We start from the raw sequence: 18,230 nt of genomic DNA, 5'->3' as shown, positions 1-18,230 counted from the left end.
CAGCGCGATGGATTGCTTCGCTTCGCTCGCAATGACGGCGGGCCCAGCATCGCTCTACTCCGCCGCCTGTACATGCGGGCGATATCTCGCCGTCGGATGCTGCGCCGTCAGCCGCGCACGGTCCGGGCCGAATAGCTTCTCGCGCAGCGTTCCCTTCGCATATTCGCTCTTGTACCGTCCTCGCCGTGTCAATTCAGGCACCAGCATGTCGGCGATATCCTCGAAATCGCCGGGCGAGGTGGCGAACGCGACGTTGAGGCCGTCGACGTCGGTCTGCTCGAACCAGGCCTCGATATCGTCGGCAACCTTCTCGGGCGTGCCGACCACGACTGGGCCAGCGCCGCCGATGCCGACATGCTCGACGACTTCGCGCACGGTCCAGACCCTGTCAGGATCGGCGCGGGTGACGTTGTCGAGCGCGGTGCGGCCGGCGTCGTTCTGCACGTGACGCACCTCCTGGTCGAGGTCGTAGTTCGAGAAATCGACGCCCATCCAGCCCGACATCAAGGCCAGCGCGCCCTCGGTCGCGATGTGCGCCCGATAGTCGGCGTATTTCGCTTTCGCCTCCGCCTCGGTACGGCCGAGAATGATCGTCATCATCGAGAACATCAAGATTTCAGCCGGGTTGCGGCCGATCTCCTGCGCCAGCGCGCGGATCGCGGCAACCCGCGGTCCGATAATTTTGGCCGATGGGCCCGACATGAACACGCATTCGGCATGCTGGGCCGCGAACTGCCGTCCACGCGGCGAGGTGCCGGCCTGGTACAGCACCGGCGTCCGCTGCGGCGACGGCTCGCTAAGATGGATGGCGTTGAGCCGGTAGTTACGGCCCTCGTGCTGAATGCGATGCACCTTGGAAGGATCGGCAAAAATCCCGCGCGCGCGGTCGCGCAGCACGGCGCCGTCCTCCCAGCTTCCTTCCCAGAGCTTGTAGACCAGCTCCATATATTCATCCGCGATCTCGTAGCGGTCATCGTGTGCGGTCTGCCTGTCCTTGCCGGCGCCGCGGGCGGCGCTGTCGAGATAGCCGGTCACGACATTCCAGCCGATCCGTCCTTCGGTGAGGTGATCGAGCGTCGACATTCTCCGCGCAAACGGGTAGGGCGGCTCGAAGGAGAGATTGCTGGTGACGCCGAAGCCGAGATTCTGCGTCACCGCAGCCATCGCCGGGATCAGCATCAGCGGCTCGTTCGCCGGCGTCTGCGCGGCATTGCGCAGCGCCGCATCCGGGCTGTTGCCGAACACGTCGTAGACGCCGAGCACATCGGCGAGGAAAAGTCCGTCGAACCGGCCACGCTCCAGCGTTTTCGCCAGATCGAGCCAGTAGGGCAGGCGGTTGTAGTCCAGCGTGCGGTCGCGTGGATGGGTCCAGAGCCCCGGCGATTGATGCGCCACGCAGTTCATGGCGAAGGCATTGAGCCGGATTTGTTTTGTCATGACGCGAACCTCGTAGCGCGCAGTTCCCTCGCGCATTTGCCCGGTTAAACGCCGGGCTGTTGCCTGAAATTGTTGCATCCTCGCTGCGTTTAGCAAGGCCCATTCGACAGGCCCTGCCACTTCCAGCGGGCGGCTTATCCCGATAGGTTGCGGCCCCACACGCTAGCGAACAAAGGAAAGAAATATGGCTGATAGAGCCGACGCGATTGCGCGGGTACGCGAGCATCTGAATTCCGGCGCGTTTCTCGCCGAGCTCGGCCGCAGGGTCTCTTATCGGACCGAAAGCCAGAACCCCGGCAGCGGCGAGGCGTTGCGCGCCTATCTCGTCGACGACCTCCAGCCGGCTTTCGCCGCGCTTGACTTCTCCACCCGCCTGATCGAATCGCCGACCGGCAGAGGACCGTATCTGCTGGCGGATTATCGCGAGGACGCCTCGCTGCCGACTGTGCTCACCTATGGCCATGGCGACGTCGTCGACGGCATGGAAGGCGAATGGCGCGACAATCTCGATCCGTGGCAGGTCACGACCAAGGGCGAGCGCGTCTATGGCCGCGGCACCGCGGACAACAAGGGGCAGCACAGCATCAACCTTGCGGCATTGCGCGCCGTGCGCGAGACCCGTGGCGGCAAGCTTGGCTTCAACGCCAAATTCATCATCGAGACTGGCGAGGAGATCGGTTCGCCCGATCTACGGCAAGTGTGCGAAGCCCATCGTGAGGAGTTGAAGGCCGATCTGTTCCTGGCGTCCGACGGGCCGCGGCTCTCGGCCGATCGGCCCACGATCTTCCTCGGCTGCCGCGGCGGCAACCGCATCCATCTCGATGTCAATCTGCGTGAAGGCGGCCACCACTCGGGCAATTGGGGCGGCGTGCTCGCCAATCCCGCGACGATCCTTTGCAATGCCATCGCGAGCCTTGTTGACGGCAAGGGGCGAATGAAGCTCGACGCGCTGAAGCCGCCGCGGATTTCGAATGCGGTCCGCGCGGCGCTGGCCGACGTGAAGATCGAGCCGACCGCGGACGAGCCGGCGCTGGCGCCCGACTGGGGCGAGGAGGGATTATCACCGGCGGAGCGGCTGTTTGCCTGGAATACGCTGGAAGTTTTGGCGATGTCGTCGGGCAGTATCGAGAAGCCGGCCAACGCCATTCCTGGACGCGCCAATGCCGTGCTGCAGCTCCGCTTCGTCGTCGGCACCAGATATCAAGAGGTCATCGACGCCGTGCGCGCGCACCTGCATGCCAATGGCTTTCCGATGGTGGAAGTCAGCGGCACGCAGCGCTTCGCCGCCTCGCGCACCGATGTCGACAGCCCCTGGGTGAATTGGACGGCGAACTCGATCAGGCAGACCACGGGCAAAGCGCCGGCGATCCTGCCGAATTTCGGCGGTTCGCTGCCCAACGACGTGTTCGCCGAAGGACTGGGCTTGCCGACCATCTGGGTGCCGCATTCCTATCCCGGCTGCTCGCAGCATGCGCCGGATGAGCACATCCTGCTGCCCGTGACGGAAGAGGCGCTGGCGATCATGGCGGGAATCTTCTGGGATCTCGGCGAGATCAAGCGCAAGGCTTGAACGAAAATGCCTCACCTTGCGTCATGGCCGGGCTCGTCCCCGGCCATGACGCACTTGCGCGGGATGACAAAGAACGTGGACGCCCGGGACCAGCCCGAGTGCATCACGAACAGATAGGCCACAGCTCAATCCGGGCGAGCAAAAGTGTGATGAGGCTACAGCGGCCGCATCCTTGATGTGCTACGCTGACTGCTCATCCCCTGGTTGAGAGGCCCTGATGTCCGATTCCGTAGAAGTCCGGCGCCGACACTATGCAGAAGACCTCTGGTTTGTCGCCGATATGCGCTCAGCCGCGGTGAAGGCGGCCTTTGCGGACGTGCCGCGTGAAAGGTTCGTCGGCCCCGGGCCTTGGCGGATCAAAAGCTCCTGGAACATGGCGGACTATCGAACCACACCCGATGACGATCCATGTCACGTCTATCATGATGTGCTGATCGCGCTCGACGAAAGCCGCAGCCTCAACAACGGCCAGCCCAGCCTTTGGGCTTTCGTGTTCGACAAGCTTGATATCGCGGCCAACGAACATGTGGTGCATCTCGGTTGCGGCACGGGCTATTACACTGCCATTCTCGCTGAACTCGTCGGTCGTGATGGCGCCGTGGAGGCGATCGAAATCGAGCCGCGACTTGCAGAGCTGGCGCGTGCGGCCCTCGCACCATGGCCGCAGGTCATAGTCGCGAATGGCGACGGCACCGGTCATCCTCTCACGCCCGCGGACGTGATTGTCGCCAGTGCTGGAGCGACGCATCCGCTTCCGGCCTGGCTGGACGCATTGAAGCCCGGCGGACGCCTATTGTTTCCCATGACGCCAACTGAAGGTTTCGGCGGCATGTTGCTGGTCACGCGCCTCCGCGCTGACAAGTTCAGCGCGCGGTTCTTGTGTCGGGTTCTATTCTATGAATTCGCGGGTGCACGCGATGCTGAGGTGAGTAAGCGGCTCGCAGAAGCGTTGGCGCATGATCGCGGCGCCGGCGTCAAGTCGCTGCGCACCGACCCTCATGAACAAGAGGAGAATTGCTGGCTACACGAGGATGGTTGGTGCCTGTCATGCCGCGAAGCGGCGGAACAAGCGGGCGACTAGAGCATGATGAAATTGGGTTTGATTGCGACCACGAAGAAGGTGCGCTCCCTCTCCCGCTTGCGGGGGAGGCATAGGCGGCCCATGGCCGCCGTTCTTTAGTAGAACGCCGATGCGGAGCATCGGCTATGGGTGGGGGTGTCTCCTTGGGCGACGCTGCCCGAGTGGAGAGAGCCCACCCGGCGCTTCGCGCCGACCTAAGAGCGAGCTTCGCTCGTCTCGACCCCCGCGAACGGGAGAGGTGAAGCGCGTCTGCGGCCAAGTCGATCAAACCAAAAATCATCCCGCTCTAGCAGCAGCTTCACGGGGCGCGGCACTGCTCCCTCACACCCCTTCATCCAGCGCGACCAGTTCGCGCTTCTTGCGCAGCGCCGGCAGCAGCGGGCCTATCAGCAGCACGACCGCCAGCGCGAGACACGCGGCCGAGATGGGCCGCTCGACGAAAGTCATCAGATTGCCCTGCGATAGGATCAGCGATTTGCGCAGATTGTTCTCCAGTATCGGCCCTAGCACGAAGGCTAGCACCAGCGGCGCCGGCTCGTAGCCGAGCTTGCGCATGAAATAGCCGATAATGCCGAACGCGATCATCACGTAGACGTCGAACACGTTGTTGCTGGAGCAATAGACGCCGATGATGGTGAACAGGATGATCAGCGGGAACAGGATGTTGTAAGGCAGCTTGAGAAGCTGGACCCACATGCCGATCATCGGCAGGTTAAGCACCAGCAGCATCAGATTGCCGATATACATGCTGGCGACGATGCCCCAGAACAGGCCGGGGTTCTGCGTGATCATCAGCGGTCCCGGCTGCAAGCCATGAATGACGAAAGCGCCCAATAGCAGTGCCATCACCACATTCGGTGGAATGCCTAATGTCATCAGCGGAATGAAGGCGCCGCCGGCAGCGGCATTGTTGGCGGCTTCGGGACCCGCGACGCCCTCTATTGCGCCGCGGCCGAACCGCTCCGGCGTTTTGGACAGCCGCTTCTCGAGCGCATAGGACGCGAATGACGAGATCACTGCGCCGCCGCCGGGCAGGATGCCGAGAAGAAATCCAAGGACCGTTCCGCGCGACATCGGGCCGGCACTGGCTTTCCAGTCCTCTCTGCTTGGAAGCAGATGCGTGATCTTGGTGTTGATGACGTCGCGTTTGATGACGTGCTCGGCGTTAATCAGGACCTCGGCGACGCCGAACAAGCCCATTACCACCGGGACAAGGCCGATGCCGTCGATCAACTCCAACCGGCCGAAGGTCAGGCGCGGTTGCGCGGTGATGCTGTCGAGCCCGACCACGCCGAGGACGACGCCAATGCAAGCCATCAACAGCGCCTTCGCCATCGAGCCCTGCGTCAGGAAGGTCAGAACGACGAGGCCGAGCACCATCAGGCTGAAATATTCGGCCGGTCCGAAGGCGATCGCAACGCTGGCGAGCTTGGGTGCCACCAGCATCAGTGCGATCAGGGCGAAGGTGCCGGCGAAGAACGAGCCGAACGCCGAGATGCCGAGCGCCGGGCCGGCGCGGCCTTGTTTCGCCATCTGGTGCCCGTCGATGCAGGTGACGACGGAAGCGGCCTCGCCGGGAATGTTGACCAGGATCGAGGTGGTCGAGCCGCCATACATCGAGCCGTAATAGATGCCGGCCATCATGATGATGCCGGATTCCGGCGTTCCCGACAGTGTTATCGGCAGCAGCAGCGACATCGCCGAAATCGGACCGATGCCGGGCAGGACACCGACCAGCGTGCCGATGAAGACGCCTAGGAAGCAATAGATCAGGTTGATCGGTTGCAGCGCGACGCCAAAGCCATGCGCGACATTGATGAGCGTGTCCATGGTTCGATCAGCCGATTTCGAAGATGCCGGAAGGCAACTGGATCAGGAGCAGGCGCTTGAGGATCCACCACATGCCGAGCGGGACCAGCAGCGCAATCGGAATGGTGAGTTGCCAGCGCACCGGATCGACCAGGCGCAGCAGCAGCACCATCAGCGGAATTGAGGACAGCAAAAAGCCGAATGTATCGAGCGAAAAGGCGAACGCGATGAGGCAGGCGATGATGATCACCGGCTTGGTCCAGCGTGCATTTTCCCAGCGCGAACCGAAAGTTGGCCCGCCTTCGGTCAACGCCGCGACGATGATCGAGATAGCGAACAGGCAAATCAGGATGCCCGTGTGGAACAGCACAAAACCGGCGCCGGGATCGTTGATGGTGCCGAGCTTCAGCTTGAGTCCGGACCAGACGACAAAGCCGCCAAGCGCGAGCCCGATCAGCCCGCCCCACAGTTCGGAATTGTTGAGGCGGAATTTGACGTCATTACTCATCGGTTGCTCTTTCAGCCGTTCCCCGGACGCAGTGCAGCGCCATCAGCGCGTTTACGCGCGTCTTGACGCGCTATGGCGGTGCGCTGCAGAGCCGGGGTCCACACGTGGCGATATGGATCCCGGTTCTGCGAAGCAGCGCTTGCGCGCTGCATCGCGCCCGGGACACGGCGGTGATCAGTTCGTCTTCTTCGCCAGCCCGAGCCTGTCGACCACCTTGCGCTCGGACTCGGTCACCTCGACGACGAATTTCTTGTAGTCCTCGGTGTTCTTGTAGTTCGGTACCATGTCGAATTTGGCGAGCGTGGCGATCACGGCCGGATCATCCAGTGCCTTCTTGAAGGCGTCGTGCAGCTTGGCGACGATCTTCGGATCCATGCCCTTCGGTCCGGCAATTCCGAACGGGGAGTCATAGACCATTGGATAGCCGAGCTCCTTCAATGTCGGCACACCGGGATAGTTCGGCGAGCGCGCCGAGGTCCACACCATCAATAGCCGCAGCTTGCCGGCGTCGACCAGCGGCCGCCAGCCGGTCGAATCCGCCTGCAGCATGGTGTGCTGTCCCAGCACCGCGGCATTGGTTTCGGCGCCGCCTTTGAATGGCACCTGCGTCAGCTTGATGCCAGCCATCGAAGCGATCTGCTCCATGCCGATATGCAGCGACGTGCCGGCGCCCGGCGTCGCATAGGTCACCTTGCCGGGATTCTGCTTGGCGTAATCGACGACGTCCTGCCAGGTCTTGAACGGCGACTCGGCGCTGGTGGTGACACCGAACGTGTAGCCGGTGAGGTGAATGATGTATGTGAAGTCCTTGGCCGGATCCCACGAGACTTCCTGCATCAGCGGCAGCCGAAACACCGTGATCGGAATCTGTGCGATCGTGTAACCGTCGGGCTTGGCGCTTGCCGCCATGGTGGCAGGCCCGACGGTGCCGGAGCCGCCGGCCTTGTTGTCGATCGCTATTGGCTGCCCCAGAACCTTCGAAGCGCTTTCGGCGATCGCGCGCATCGAGATGTCGGTCGAACCGCCCGCCGGCCATGGGACGATCAGTGTAATCGGCTTGGTGGGATATTCCTGCGCGCCGGCGGCTGCGGATATCAGCATGAAGGCAGCGATGGCGGTCGCCAAATGGCTACGTCTGAACATATGCAACACTCCCCTGCGGCTTCCCTCGATACCAGAGCTGCTTGTTTCTTCCCGGGCTCGATCTTCCCTGAAATCGCCCGGGAAGAAAAGCGTGTTAGCGGCTGGGGAGCGCCGTCCGCGTCGCAACAGGCTGGAAATGGCGCAAGGGTCAATCGGTCTGCCGCGGCATCCCGGATCACGGAATTTGGCCGCCGTCGCACCATGCGATTCAGGCAATCACGACTAGCCTGGATTGTCGGGCCGTTCGTTGGCAACGTTACCGCTTGTTAGGCGGCGCGGCACAGGGCAAACGCCCCGGCCGGCGCGACCGAGCGCTTGCGATCGATCATGTCCGCCGTCAGCCGCGCGCTGCCGCACGCCAGCGTCCAGCCCAGCATGCCGTGTCCTGAATTGATGAAGAGGCCGTCGAGCGGCGACCAGCCGATGATCGGCCGGCTGTCCGGCGTCATCGGACGGAGCCCACACCAGGGCTCGACGTCACCGGCTGTGTCGATCCCGAGCAATTCGGCCGAAGCGCGGCGCAGGATTTCGACGCGTCGTGGATCGATCTGGGTGTCGCTTTCGAGATCGGCGATGCCGGCAACCCTTACGGGTGTGTGGCCATCGCGCACGAGCGGCGCAAACACCAGCTTGCGTTCCATATCCGTGACGCTGTGCCGAAGGAGGCGCGCCTCCGGCGCCGGTGAAAGGGTAATGCTATAGCCTTTGAGCGGATAGATCGGCAGATAGAATCCGCACGCTTTCGCAAAAGCGCCCGATGCCGCGCCCATGCACAAAACGAAATGGTCTGCCTGCACGGGCCCCTGGCCGGTGTCGACGGCGACCAGCCGGCCGCTGGATCGAACCGGCCCGACAACTTCCGTACCGAGTACCCATTCGACATTGCGCTGACGTCGTAGTCTGAACGTCAGCCCTGCACAAAACGCGGCACAATCGCCGACCTGCTCGGAGGCCGTAAAAATCCCGCCTGCGAGTTTGCCTGCGTCAAGTCTGAGCGCGGGCTCGAGTCCCAGGCATTCGGTCGGCGTCAGGACCTGCTGCCCGCCGTCCTCGCCGGTGGGCATGACAGCGCGCCGCGCCGCGTCGAATTCCCGTTTGCTCCTGAACACCACCAGCTTGCCGGCGGTTCGCAACCCAAATGAGAGCATCAGGTTTTGCGTCAGCCGCGCCAGCTCGCTCCGGCTCAAGGCGGCGAGGGCGAGCTGGGCTGCAACCGTCTCGCGCACGGCCGCCGGCCGGCAGGCAAGCAGGAATCGCGCGCCCCAGGAAATCAAGGCTGGATCGAGGCCAGCGCGGATGCGCATCGGCGCATCCGGCGACAGCAGCAGCGATGGCAGCTTCTTGAGTGTTGCCGGAGACGCCAGCGGCGCCACGAACGCGTAAGAGAGCTGGCCGCCATTGGCGGCGCTGGCGCCTTTCGCGGTGGAGGCATGCCGGTCGACGATGATGACGTCGTGCCCGGCCTCGGCAAGGCACCATGCGGTCGTCAGTCCGATAACGCCGGCGCCAAGTACACAGATCTTCATTTCGAGGACTCGTCCTGGTGATCGTCCGATCGAAACGGGAGAACCGATCGGACGAAGTTGCTCACCAGCTTTAAGGCCCCCGAACATTGCTATTGATGCCAAGTCTGCATGATGCAAAAATTGCATAACCTGCCGGAAGCGTGGCGGGCTAAGGAAGCTGCGATCATGAGCGAATGCGGAACGGCTGATATGAGCGGGCGAGAATTGATGAGGACTGCCGCAGAAGCGAAAGCGAGCCGAGGCGATGCAAAGCTTGCATTGGTCATGCCGCGTCGCGACCCGCTACGTTTGCCGGCATGGAGCTTCACATTTCCTGTCGAGAACTGGCGCCGGTTGGCGCGTGCGGCCATGCGCGGCCACAAGGCGACCGTCGTGGCGGCCGTGCCGCGATCGCCTGCAATACGGGGAGCGTGATGGAGCTTCGCTGGCTTCAGGACTTTCTGATGGTGGCCGAGACCGGCAATTTTACGCGCGCGGCGGAGAAGCGGAATACGTCGCAGGCCGCGTTCAGCCGCCGGATCAAATCGCTCGAAGCCTGGCTCGGTTTCAGCCTGATCGACCGCAGCGTCTACCCGACGCAGCTCACGCCGCAAGGCGAGCGCTTCCGCGAGCATGCCGGCGAGTTGCTGCGGCAGATGCTCGACAGCCGCGTCGAGCTCGGCGGCAAGCCGCTTCGCCGCAATGAACATATCCGCATCGCTTTGCCGTTCGCCATGGCCACCGCGCGGCTGCCGCATTGGTGGCAGGCCTGGTCACAGGAGCGGCGGTTGAGCTGTTCGGTGGTCGTGGGCAACATCCACGATCTCGTCACCTCGCTGGCCTCCGACAACGTGGACCTGATGATCTGCTACCACCATGCCCAGCAGCCGATCCATCTCGATCCGGATCGCTACGAACGCGTCACGGTCGGCACCGAATTCCTGCGGCCCTATGCCAGCGAGGCGCTGGTGGCGAAGGGAGGCGCGTCGCTGCCCGGCCGGGCGTCGCATCCGGTCCCCCTTTTGATGTATTCGCCCGGCGTCTATTTCGCCCGGCTGGTTGATCTTATCCTGGAAAGCGCCCCCATTGTCGGTGTGCGGGTCATTGAAAGCGACATGTCCGACGTGTTGTGCGGGATGGCGCTCAGCGGACGCGGCGTGGCTTGGTTAACGGAGGGCACTGTGGCGGCTTCCGGCCGGAAACGGCTGGTCCCGGTCGGCGGCGACAAATGGGCGTTGCCTTTGTCTTTAGTCGCATTCAGAGGCCGAATGCATGATGGTCAACGGGCGCTAAATCTGTTTTGGTCCGAATTGTGCAGGCATAGTGCCGGGCACGCCGGGGGCGGTCTTGCCAGGACAGGTTCGAGACCGCCGGCCAAACGGCCCGGCAAGTTGCTGAGTTAGGGTGGATGAGCAATCATCTGAAACCTTTGGAGGGAGAAGTTACGTGAAACACCGTCATATTATCGGCTGTCTGGTCGCGGGTGCGTTGTGCGCCGGGCCGGCAACGGCCCAGGAGCTCACCGGGACGCTGAAGAACATCAAGGAGACCGGCGCCATTACACTCGGCTACCGCGACTCGTCGATTCCGTTCTCATATCTCGACGATAACCAGAAGCCGATCGGCTACGCCATGGACATCTGCTACAAGATCGTCGATGCCGTGAAGAAAGAGCTCAAGCTCGACAAGCTTGAGATCAAGCTCAACCCCGTGACGTCGTCGACGCGCATCCCGCTGCTTGCCAACGGCACGATCGATCTCGAATGCGGCTCGACCACCAACAATGCCGAGCGCCAGAAGCAGATTTCCTACACCAACACCCATTTCCTGACCGCTAGCCGCTACGTCACCAAGAAGGCGAGCAAGATCAATTCGATCGACGATCTCAAGGGCAAGTCGGTGGTTTCCACCGCCGGCACCACCAATATCAAGCAGCTCACCGAAGCCAACGCGGCGCGCGGCCTCAACATCAACATCATCCCGGCGAAGGATCACGCCGAGGCATTCCTGATGGTCGAGACCGATCGCGCGGTGGCCTTCGTGATGGACGACATCCTGCTCGCGAGCCTGGTTGCCGGCTCAAAAGCGCCCGGCGATTACGTCATCTCCAAGGATGCGTTCTCAAAGCCCGAGCCCTACGGCATCATGCTGCGCAAGGACGATCCGGCTTTCAAGAAGGTGGTCGATGCCGCGACCGCCGCGCTCTACACGAGCAGTGAGGGCCAGAAGATCTACGACAAATGGTTCACGCAGAAGATCCCGCCCAAGGGGCTGAACCTCAACTCGCCGATCAGCGCCGAACTGAAGAACCAGTTCGCCAAGCCGTCGGATTCGCCGGATCCGGATTCGTATAAGTAACGCAGATCCTCATGGTGAGGAGGCGCGCCAGCGCCGTCTCGAACCCATGAGGCCCCAATCGGGCCTCTATCCTTCGAGACGCCGCGCAATGCGCGGCTCCTCAGGATGAGGGGTGAAAGTCGAAGGTCCGGCCATTTTGCGATAAAGATGGCCGGACATTTGCATACGCAGTCATAACCAAGAGCTTTACCGGCACTTTCGGGGACAAGGTGCAGCGTGAACTACAACTGGAACTGGCACATCTTTTTCGAGCCGAACCCGACCGGGGCCGGCACCTATCTCGACATGCTAGTGTCGGGACTACTGCTGACCATCAAGACCGCGCTGTTGGCCTGGGTCATTGCGCTGATCTTCGGCACGATCGTCGGCATTCTGCGGAGCCTTCCGTCGAAAACCGCGTCCTGGATCGGCTTTTGTTATGTCGAATTCTTCCGCAACATGCCGCTGCTGGTGCAGCTATTCCTCTGGTTCTTCGTGCTGCCGGAACTGCTGCCGCGCGCCGCAGGCCTGTGGCTGAAGCAGCTTCCCAATGCGCCGTTCTGGACGGCGGCGATCGGGGTCGGGTTGTTCATGTCGGCGCGCGTCGCCGTGCAATTGGCCGCAGGAATCGCCTCGCTGCCGCGTGGACAGAAGAATGCCGCGACCGCGCTCGGGCTGACGACGGCGCAGGGCTACCGCTACGTGCTGCTGCCGATCGCGTTCCGCATCATCCTGCCGCCCCTCACTTCCGAATTCCTCAACACCATCAAGAATACGTCTGTCGCGATCACCATCGGTCTGATCGAACTGACCGGCCAGGCGCGGGCGATGCAGGAGTTCTCCTTCCAGGTGTTCGAGGCCTTCACCGCCGCAACCGTAATGTATCTCGCGATCAACATCGTCGTCGTCACCGGCATGCGCTTCCTCGAACGCAGCCTGGCGATCCCCGGCTATATCACGGGGAAATAGCGATGTTCGACAATCTCGATTTCGATGTCATCCGCCGCTCGCTGCCGTATCTGTTCCTCGACGGCATGAGTTTTACGCTGATGCTGACCGGGTTGTCGGCGCTGGGCGGCCTGATCTTCGGCACGCTGATCGCGCTGATGCGGCTGTCCGGATACAAGCTGCTCGGCCGCGTCGCCGGGCTCTATGTCGACTTCATGCGCTCGCTGCCGCTGGTGCTTGTCATCTTCTGGTTCTACTTCCTGGTCCCCTATATCGGCCAGTGGCTGACCGGCGCATCGCGTCCCATTCGTGTCGGCGCGTTCACCTCGTCACTCGTCACCTTCATCATGTTCGAGGCGGCATATTTCTCCGAGATCATGCGCGCCGGCATCCAGTCGATCTCCAAGGGTCAGCCGGCTGCAGCAAGCGCGCTCGGCCTGACTTACGCGCAGTCCATGCGCTACATCGTGCTGCCGCAGGCGTTTCGTAACATGCTGCCGGTGCTGCTGACTCAGACCATCGTGCTGTTTCAGGACACTTCGCTGGTCTATGTGCTGTCGATCCCGGATTTCCTCGGCGCCGCCAGCAAGGTGGCGCAGCGCGACGGCCGGCTGGTCGAGATGTATCTGTTCGCGGCCGCGGTCTATTTCGTGATTTCCTGTGTTGCGTCCTATGGCGTCCGGCGCCTGCAGGCGCGCATTGCTATTGTTCGGTGAGAGCCCATGATCGAAATCAGCCACGTCAATAAATGGTACGGGCCGAGTTTCCAGGTGCTGAAGGACTGCACCACCAGCGTCGCCAAGGGCGAGGTGGTGGTGGTGTGCGGTCCGTCAGGCTCGGGAAAGTCGACGCTGATCAAATGCGTCAACGCGCTGGAGCCGTTCCAGGAAGGCCAGATCATTCTCGACGGCATCAAGGTCAACGATCCCAAGACCGATTTGCCAAAACTGCGCGCCCGCGTCGGCATGGTGTTCCAGCATTTCGAGCTGTTTCCGCATCTGCGCATTATCGAGAATTTGTGTCTCGCGCAGGAGAAGGTATTGGGCCGCTCGCATGACGAGGCCGTGGCCAAGGGCAACAAGCTGCTCGAACGCGTCGGGTTGATGGTGCATGCAAACAAGTACCCGGCTGAACTATCCGGCGGCCAGCAGCAGCGCGTCGCGATCGCCCGCGCGCTTGCGATGGACCCGATCGCGATGCTGTTCGACGAGCCGACCTCGGCGCTCGACCCCGAGATGATCAGCGAGGTGCTCGACGTCATGGTCGATCTCGCCCATGAGGGCATGACCATGATGGTCGTCACCCACGAAATGGGTTTTGCCAGCAAGGTCGCGCATCGCGTGATCTTCATGGACAAGGGCGAGATCGTCGAGGATGCGCTGAAGGCCGATTTCTTCGGCAGCCCACGCAGCGAGCGCGCGCAAAAGTTCTTGTCGAAGATTTTGTCGCATTAGGCGCGGTGGCCGCTACCGTCATTGCGAGCGAAGCGAAGCAATCCATAGGGCGGCATAGCGGATAGGTGGATTGCTTCGTCGCTTGCGCTCCTCGCAATGACGATGGTGGCCATCGAAATCATCCGCGACGACGAGAGGTTCTCGCCGCTAACAGTTTTCCGATAAGGTTCACCGCAACAGCTTTACTACCTCCAGGAGACTCTACTTTGGAACAGATCGCTTACGTCAACGGCTCGTTCGTGCCCCTCTCAGAGGCGAAGGTCTCGATCCTCGATCGCGGATTTCTGTTTGCCGACGGCATCTATGAAGTTGCTGCCGTGCTCGACGGCAAGCTGATCGACAACGCCTCGCATCTGGCGCGGCTGGAGCGCTCGGTCGGCGAGATCGAGCTGGCGCTGCCGGAGACGGCGGCGCGCATCCAGGAGATCCAGAAGGAACTGGTCGCGCGCAACAATCTCGTCAACGGCATGGTTTATCTGGAAGTAACGCGCGGCGCCGACACCGGACGCGATTTTGCGTTTCCGAAGAACGTAAAGCCGACGCTGATCATGTTCACCTCAACCAAGGACATCATCAACGCGCCCTCGGCCAAGACCGGCATCAAGGTGATCACAGTGCCCGACCTGCGTTGGGCCCGCCGCGATATCAAGAGCGTCGCGCTGCTGGCGCAGGTGCTGGCCAAGCAGGCTGCGGCTGTGGCCGGTGCCGGCGAGGCCTGGATGATCGAGGACGGCAAGGTGACCGAGGGCGGCTCGTCGTCGTGTTTCATTCTCACGCAGGATGATGTGATTGTGACGCGGCAGAACGGCAGCGAGATCCTGCCTGGCTGCACCCGCAAGGCCGTGGTCGCTCTAGCCGAAGAACGCCAGCTTCGCGTGGAGGAGCGGGCGTTTTCGGTCGAGGAAGCGTTGGCCGCCAAGGAAGCCTTCGTCACCAGCGCCAGTGTGTTCGTACAGGCCGTGGTGTCGATCGACGGCAAGCAAGTCGCCGACGGCAAGCCCGGCCCGATGACGAACCGGCTGCGTGAGATTTATGTGGAATTTGCGAAGGCGACGGCGGTTTAGTCCGGTGTCGTCGCCGCGGCGCTTCAAGCCATCTCCTTCACAAACCTGTTCCGCAACGTGCCGATGCCCGTGATGTCGATCTCGACGACGTCGCCGTCCCTGAGATCAGGCGAGGTGCCGTCGGTGCCCATCCAGATCACGTCGCCCGGCGACAGCGTGAAATATTTGGAGAGTTCGACGAGGAACGGCACGATGCCGAAGATCATGTCGTTGGTGCGGAAACGGCCGGTCTCCTTGCCGTTGACCTGGATTACCGTTTCCATCCTGTCGAGGTTGACATCGGTTTCGATCCACGGGCCCATCGGCTTGAAAGTGTCGGCATTCTTGGAGCGCCACAGGCTACGGTCGGCCTTCTGCCAGGTGCGCTCGCTGACGTCGTTGCCGATCGTGTAGCCGAACACGCAGTCCATCGCATTGGCTTCGGTGAGGTGTTTTGCCTTCTTGCCGATCACGACCACCAACTCGCCCTCGTAATGAATCTTCTCGGTCGCGCTCGCCGGGATCACCACGTCCTCGTCATGGGCGATCAGCGCGTTTTGCGCGCGATAGCCGATCCCGGGTCGATCGGGCACGTTCGGCACCGTGCCGGCCTTGTCGGCAGCTTCCTTGAGGTGTTTGAGATAGTTAAGCCCGACGCAATAGAAGGTGCGCGGGATCAGCGGCAGCTCGATCTTGACGTCCTTCAGCGCATGCGACTGTGTTCCGCGCTGCCATTCACCGAACGGATCGCCGTCGACCGCGATCACGCGCTCGCCCTCGACAATGCCCCAGGATGTCGTGCCGGCGGCAGTGAATTTCAGCCAACGCATGATTCTTCCTTTTCTTATTCGGCGGCAACCCGCGGACTGGCTTTCCATGCGCCGGCGGCGGGCCGCTTCAGGCCGAGATTCTCGCGCAGGGTCTTGCCGGCATAATCCTTGTGAAACAGGCCGCGGCGCTGCAATTCCGGCACCACATGCTTGACGAAATCGGCGTAGGAGCCCGGCACGATAGTGGCCGCGATGACAAAGCCGTCGCAGCCGCGCTCGACGAACATCTCCTCTAACTTGACCGCCATCTCCTTCGGGCCACCGACGATCGCGTCCTGTACCTGGCCGCGACCGGAGAAGGTGACGAAGTCACGCGCGCTGGGGTTAGTCTTGCCTGATGCCTTGAGCACGCCGTCGCGAATGCCGAGGATACCCTGCATGCTCTTGAGCTCTTCCGTGGTCAGCGGCTCATCGAGGGGCTTGGAAGCAAAGTCGTAGTTCAGCGCTTCCGCGAGCAGCGACAGCGCATCGATTTCCAGCGGCAGCTTGTTGATGACGGCCATCTTGTCCTCGGCCTCGGCCTTGGTCGCGCCGCAGACGGGGGTGGTGAGGTTGCAGAGGAACATCTGGTCGGGATCGCGGCCGGCTTTTGCCGCTTCGTTGCGGACGGCCGCATAGCCTTCCTTGGCCGCTGCCACATTGCGAGCGGCAGTGAAGATCACTTCGCCCCATCGCCCTGCAAAGCGCTGGCCGCGGCCGGACGCGCCGGCCTGGATGATGACGGGGTGGCCCTGCGGCGACCGCGGCACGGTGAACGGCCCGCGCGACTTGAAGAATTGTCCCTTGTGGTCGAGCCGCTTCACCTTGGCCGGATCGGCGAAGCGGCCGCTCTTCTTGTCCATGATCAAGGAGCCGTCTTCCCAGGTATCCCAGTGGCCGAGCACGACCTCCATGAACTCGTCGGCGCGATCGTAGCGGAAGTCATGTTCGAGATGGGCGTCCTTGCCCATGTTGTGAGCCTCGCCGTCATTAAGCGAGGTGACGACGTTCCAGCCGGCGCGTCCGCCCGACATCAGATCGAGGGTGGCGAAACGGCGCGCGACATCGAACGGCTCGTAATAGGTGGTCGAGCAGGTCGATCCCAGGCCGAGCTTCTCGGTGACCATGCCCATCGTGGTCAGCACGATCAGCGGGTCCATCTTGACGCAGCGGATGCCGTACTCGACGGTGTGGGCGTGGTCATTGCCGTAGCGGTCCGGCATCGCCAGGCGGTCGTCGAAGAACGCCATGTGGAATTTGCCGGCCTCGAGAATCCGGGCGATCTCCTGGTAGTAGTCGGCCGACATCGAATCGTCGCGCGATTCCGGGTGCCGCCATGAGCTCGGCAGATTGGTGCAGTTCTGTGCCTGCAAAAATCCCACCAGGGCCATTTGCCGTGTCATGCCGTTCTCCTTGTGCGGACTGGTTTGGATTTCATTTCATGTCGAGTTCGACGGCGAGTTTGTAGTCGGTGGCGAGTACCTTCAATTTTTCCCAGGTGGCGTCCTCGACCTCGATACCGTCGCGCCTGCGCTGCTGCTCGCGGATATGTTCGATCTCGCCGGGATAGAACACGCCGGGCGAGCCTTCCGACGGCGGCGTCGATTTGAGATAACGCGCGAACTCGCCGACCTCCTTCTCGAAATCCTTCAGGGGACGGAAGGCTGCGACGTTGAACACCGCCATGAAACATCCGTCGTTGTGCCGGCCGGTCGGCTCAACGCCAAACCCAAGTCCCGTGAGCAGCCCGCAGAGCACTTCCACCATCGCTGCCAGCCCACTTCCCTTGTACCCCTCGCTGCCGCCGAGCGGCAGCAGCGCGCCGCCCTTGCGATACTGGGTGGGGTCAGTGGTGTGCCGTCCCTCGGCGTCGATGATCCAGCCTTGCGGGATCTGTTCGCCGCGCGCGACCGACAATGCAATCTTTCCGGCCGCCACCGCTGAGGTCGCCATGTCAAGATAGAACGGTGCCTCAAGATCGGACGGCACCGCAATCGAGATCGGGTTGGTGCCGAGCCTTGCCTCGCGGCCGCCAAACGGCGCGACATGCTTCGGCGAGCGGCCGGAATCGGCGGCGGCAATCCCGATCATGCCGGCCCGTATCGCCATCAATGGATAGGCGGCGAGACGCCCGACATGGCTTTGCCGGAACACCGTGCAGGCCGCCACATTGGCAGTCTTGGCTTTCTCGATCGTCAAGGCCATTGCCTGGGCGTTGACGTGAAAGCCGAACCCCCAATGGCCATCGATCACGGTCGTGGTCGGCGATTCCTGGACGATGGTCCATTGGGCGCCGGGCACGATATGACCGGCCTTGATGCGGTCAATATAGGTCGGGATCGCGATCACCCCGTGCGAATCGTGGCCGGCGAGGTTGGCGTTGACGCAGCCGACGGCGACCGCACTGGCTTCCTCTTCAGTTGCACCGGCAGCCCTAAGCAGAACCTCGCCGATTCGCGTGAGACGGTCGGCCTGGACCATCGGCATGGGATTTTCCTCACCTTGAGCGCCCGCGCGAACCGCGGGTCGTGCTTGGTGCCGGCATGCTCTCAAAGCGCCCACGGCAGGGCAAGCGTGGAAAAATCC

At 62.5% G+C, this 18,230-nt stretch carries 16 protein-coding genes; 8 read left to right on the top strand and 8 right to left on the bottom strand.

What is annotated here, in order from left to right:
• Positions 1-54 precede the first annotated feature (54 nt).
• Complete coding sequence (locus tag RX328_RS38480) at positions 55-1,437, bottom strand: LLM class flavin-dependent oxidoreductase (protein WP_213247901.1); 1,383 nt, start codon at positions 1,435-1,437, stop codon at positions 55-57.
• 184 nt (positions 1,438-1,621) lie between these two features.
• Between RX328_RS38480 and RX328_RS38475 the strand changes: the two genes are divergently transcribed.
• On the top strand, positions 1,622-3,007 hold the full coding sequence (locus tag RX328_RS38475) for a M20 family metallopeptidase (RefSeq protein WP_213247902.1): 1,386 nt from the start codon (positions 1,622-1,624) through the stop codon (positions 3,005-3,007).
• Positions 3,008-3,224: 217 nt separating this feature from the next.
• Entirely contained in the window at positions 3,225-4,088 is an 864-nt protein-coding gene (locus tag RX328_RS38470; RefSeq protein ID WP_213247903.1) for a protein-L-isoaspartate O-methyltransferase family protein, read from the top strand.
• A gap of 321 nt (positions 4,089-4,409) precedes the next feature.
• On the opposite strand, the gene RX328_RS38465 is transcribed toward RX328_RS38470, so the two are convergent.
• From RX328_RS38465 to RX328_RS38450, 4 genes are all read right to left on the bottom strand, one after another.
• Positions 4,410-5,918, bottom strand: coding sequence for a tripartite tricarboxylate transporter permease (locus RX328_RS38465; RefSeq protein ID WP_213247904.1), 1,509 nt, complete (start codon positions 5,916-5,918; stop codon positions 4,410-4,412).
• Between the two features lie 7 nt (positions 5,919-5,925).
• Positions 5,926-6,405 carry a tripartite tricarboxylate transporter TctB family protein gene (locus RX328_RS38460; protein WP_213247905.1) on the bottom strand — a complete coding sequence of 160 codons (480 nt, stop codon included), beginning with the start codon at positions 6,403-6,405 and terminating at the stop codon, positions 5,926-5,928.
• Between the two features lie 174 nt (positions 6,406-6,579).
• On the bottom strand, positions 6,580-7,548 hold the full coding sequence (locus RX328_RS38455) for a Bug family tripartite tricarboxylate transporter substrate binding protein (RefSeq protein ID WP_213247907.1): 969 nt from the start codon (positions 7,546-7,548) through the stop codon (positions 6,580-6,582).
• Positions 7,549-7,814: 266 nt separating this feature from the next.
• The gene (locus RX328_RS38450; RefSeq protein ID WP_213247909.1) at positions 7,815-9,074 is read right to left on the bottom strand and encodes an FAD-dependent oxidoreductase; all 1,260 of its coding nucleotides are present in this window, start codon (positions 9,072-9,074) and stop codon (positions 7,815-7,817) included.
• A gap of 296 nt (positions 9,075-9,370) precedes the next feature.
• Here RX328_RS38450 and RX328_RS38445 point away from each other — a divergent pair, with 296 nt between their 5' ends.
• The 6 genes from RX328_RS38445 to RX328_RS38420 all read left to right on the top strand — a co-directional run bounded on the left by RX328_RS38445 (position 9,371) and on the right by RX328_RS38420 (position 14,856).
• Positions 9,371-10,456, top strand: coding sequence for a LysR family transcriptional regulator (locus RX328_RS38445; RefSeq protein WP_249726123.1), 1,086 nt, complete (start codon positions 9,371-9,373; stop codon positions 10,454-10,456).
• Between the two features lie 43 nt (positions 10,457-10,499).
• Positions 10,500-11,411 (top strand): amino acid ABC transporter substrate-binding protein, encoded by a 912-nt coding sequence (locus RX328_RS38440; RefSeq protein ID WP_213247911.1) that lies wholly within the window; start codon positions 10,500-10,502, stop codon positions 11,409-11,411.
• Positions 11,412-11,627: 216 nt separating this feature from the next.
• Positions 11,628-12,359 carry an amino acid ABC transporter permease gene (locus RX328_RS38435; RefSeq protein ID WP_213247913.1) on the top strand — a complete coding sequence of 244 codons (732 nt, stop codon included), beginning with the start codon at positions 11,628-11,630 and terminating at the stop codon, positions 12,357-12,359.
• A gap of 2 nt (positions 12,360-12,361) precedes the next feature.
• A complete protein-coding gene (locus RX328_RS38430) occupies positions 12,362-13,054 on the top strand; it encodes an amino acid ABC transporter permease (protein WP_213247915.1) in 693 nt (230 codons plus the stop codon).
• 6 nt (positions 13,055-13,060) lie between these two features.
• On the top strand, positions 13,061-13,792 hold the full coding sequence (locus RX328_RS38425) for an amino acid ABC transporter ATP-binding protein (protein WP_213247917.1): 732 nt from the start codon (positions 13,061-13,063) through the stop codon (positions 13,790-13,792).
• A 206-nt stretch (positions 13,793-13,998) separates the two neighbouring features.
• Positions 13,999-14,856 (top strand): D-amino-acid transaminase, encoded by an 858-nt coding sequence (locus RX328_RS38420; protein WP_213247919.1) that lies wholly within the window; start codon positions 13,999-14,001, stop codon positions 14,854-14,856.
• Positions 14,857-14,879: 23 nt separating this feature from the next.
• Here the strand turns inward: RX328_RS38420 and RX328_RS38415 are convergent, their stop codons facing one another.
• From RX328_RS38415 to RX328_RS38405, 3 genes are read right to left on the bottom strand one after another with little or no spacing between them, the layout of a single operon-like run.
• Complete coding sequence (locus RX328_RS38415; protein WP_213247921.1) at positions 14,880-15,665, bottom strand: fumarylacetoacetate hydrolase family protein; 786 nt, start codon at positions 15,663-15,665, stop codon at positions 14,880-14,882.
• 14 nt (positions 15,666-15,679) lie between these two features.
• The gene (locus tag RX328_RS38410) at positions 15,680-17,047 is read right to left on the bottom strand and encodes an LLM class flavin-dependent oxidoreductase (RefSeq protein WP_213247923.1); all 1,368 of its coding nucleotides are present in this window, start codon (positions 17,045-17,047) and stop codon (positions 15,680-15,682) included.
• Positions 17,048-17,078: 31 nt separating this feature from the next.
• Complete coding sequence (locus tag RX328_RS38405) at positions 17,079-18,131, bottom strand: Ldh family oxidoreductase (protein ID WP_213247925.1); 1,053 nt, start codon at positions 18,129-18,131, stop codon at positions 17,079-17,081.
• Between the last annotated feature and the right edge of the window lie 99 nt (positions 18,132-18,230).

It is taken from the genome of Bradyrhizobium sp. sBnM-33 (assembly GCF_032917945.1).
Taxonomy (GTDB): domain Bacteria; phylum Pseudomonadota; class Alphaproteobacteria; order Rhizobiales; family Xanthobacteraceae; genus Bradyrhizobium.
Note: the sequence above shows the minus strand (reverse complement) of the source record. Positions and strands in the feature narration are given on the sequence as shown.

Bases quoted from the DNA above. Each gene is read 5' to 3' on its own strand.
- RX328_RS38455 (WP_213247907.1), bottom strand. From the start codon at position 7,548: ATGTTCAGACGTAGCCATTTGGCGACCGCCATCGCTGCCTTCATGCTG.
- RX328_RS38445 (WP_249726123.1), top strand. From the start codon at position 9,371: ATGGAGCTTCACATTTCCTGTCGAGAACTGGCGCCGGTTGGCGCGTGC.
- RX328_RS38405 (WP_213247925.1), bottom strand. From the start codon at position 18,131: ATGCCGATGGTCCAGGCCGACCGTCTCACGCGAATCGGCGAGGTTCTG.
- RX328_RS38430 (WP_213247915.1), top strand. From the start codon at position 12,362: ATGTTCGACAATCTCGATTTCGATGTCATCCGCCGCTCGCTGCCGTAT.
- RX328_RS38425 (WP_213247917.1), top strand. From the start codon at position 13,061: ATGATCGAAATCAGCCACGTCAATAAATGGTACGGGCCGAGTTTCCAG.
- RX328_RS38480 (WP_213247901.1), bottom strand. From the start codon at position 1,437: ATGACAAAACAAATCCGGCTCAATGCCTTCGCCATGAACTGCGTGGCG.
- RX328_RS38475 (WP_213247902.1), top strand. From the start codon at position 1,622: ATGGCTGATAGAGCCGACGCGATTGCGCGGGTACGCGAGCATCTGAAT.
- RX328_RS38460 (WP_213247905.1), bottom strand. From the start codon at position 6,405: ATGAGTAATGACGTCAAATTCCGCCTCAACAATTCCGAACTGTGGGGC.
- RX328_RS38470 (WP_213247903.1), top strand. From the start codon at position 3,225: ATGTCCGATTCCGTAGAAGTCCGGCGCCGACACTATGCAGAAGACCTC.
- RX328_RS38465 (WP_213247904.1), bottom strand. From the start codon at position 5,918: ATGGACACGCTCATCAATGTCGCGCATGGCTTTGGCGTCGCGCTGCAA.
- RX328_RS38415 (WP_213247921.1), bottom strand. From the start codon at position 15,665: ATGCGTTGGCTGAAATTCACTGCCGCCGGCACGACATCCTGGGGCATT.
- RX328_RS38410 (WP_213247923.1), bottom strand. From the start codon at position 17,047: ATGACACGGCAAATGGCCCTGGTGGGATTTTTGCAGGCACAGAACTGC.
- RX328_RS38450 (WP_213247909.1), bottom strand. From the start codon at position 9,074: ATGAAGATCTGTGTACTTGGCGCCGGCGTTATCGGACTGACGACCGCA.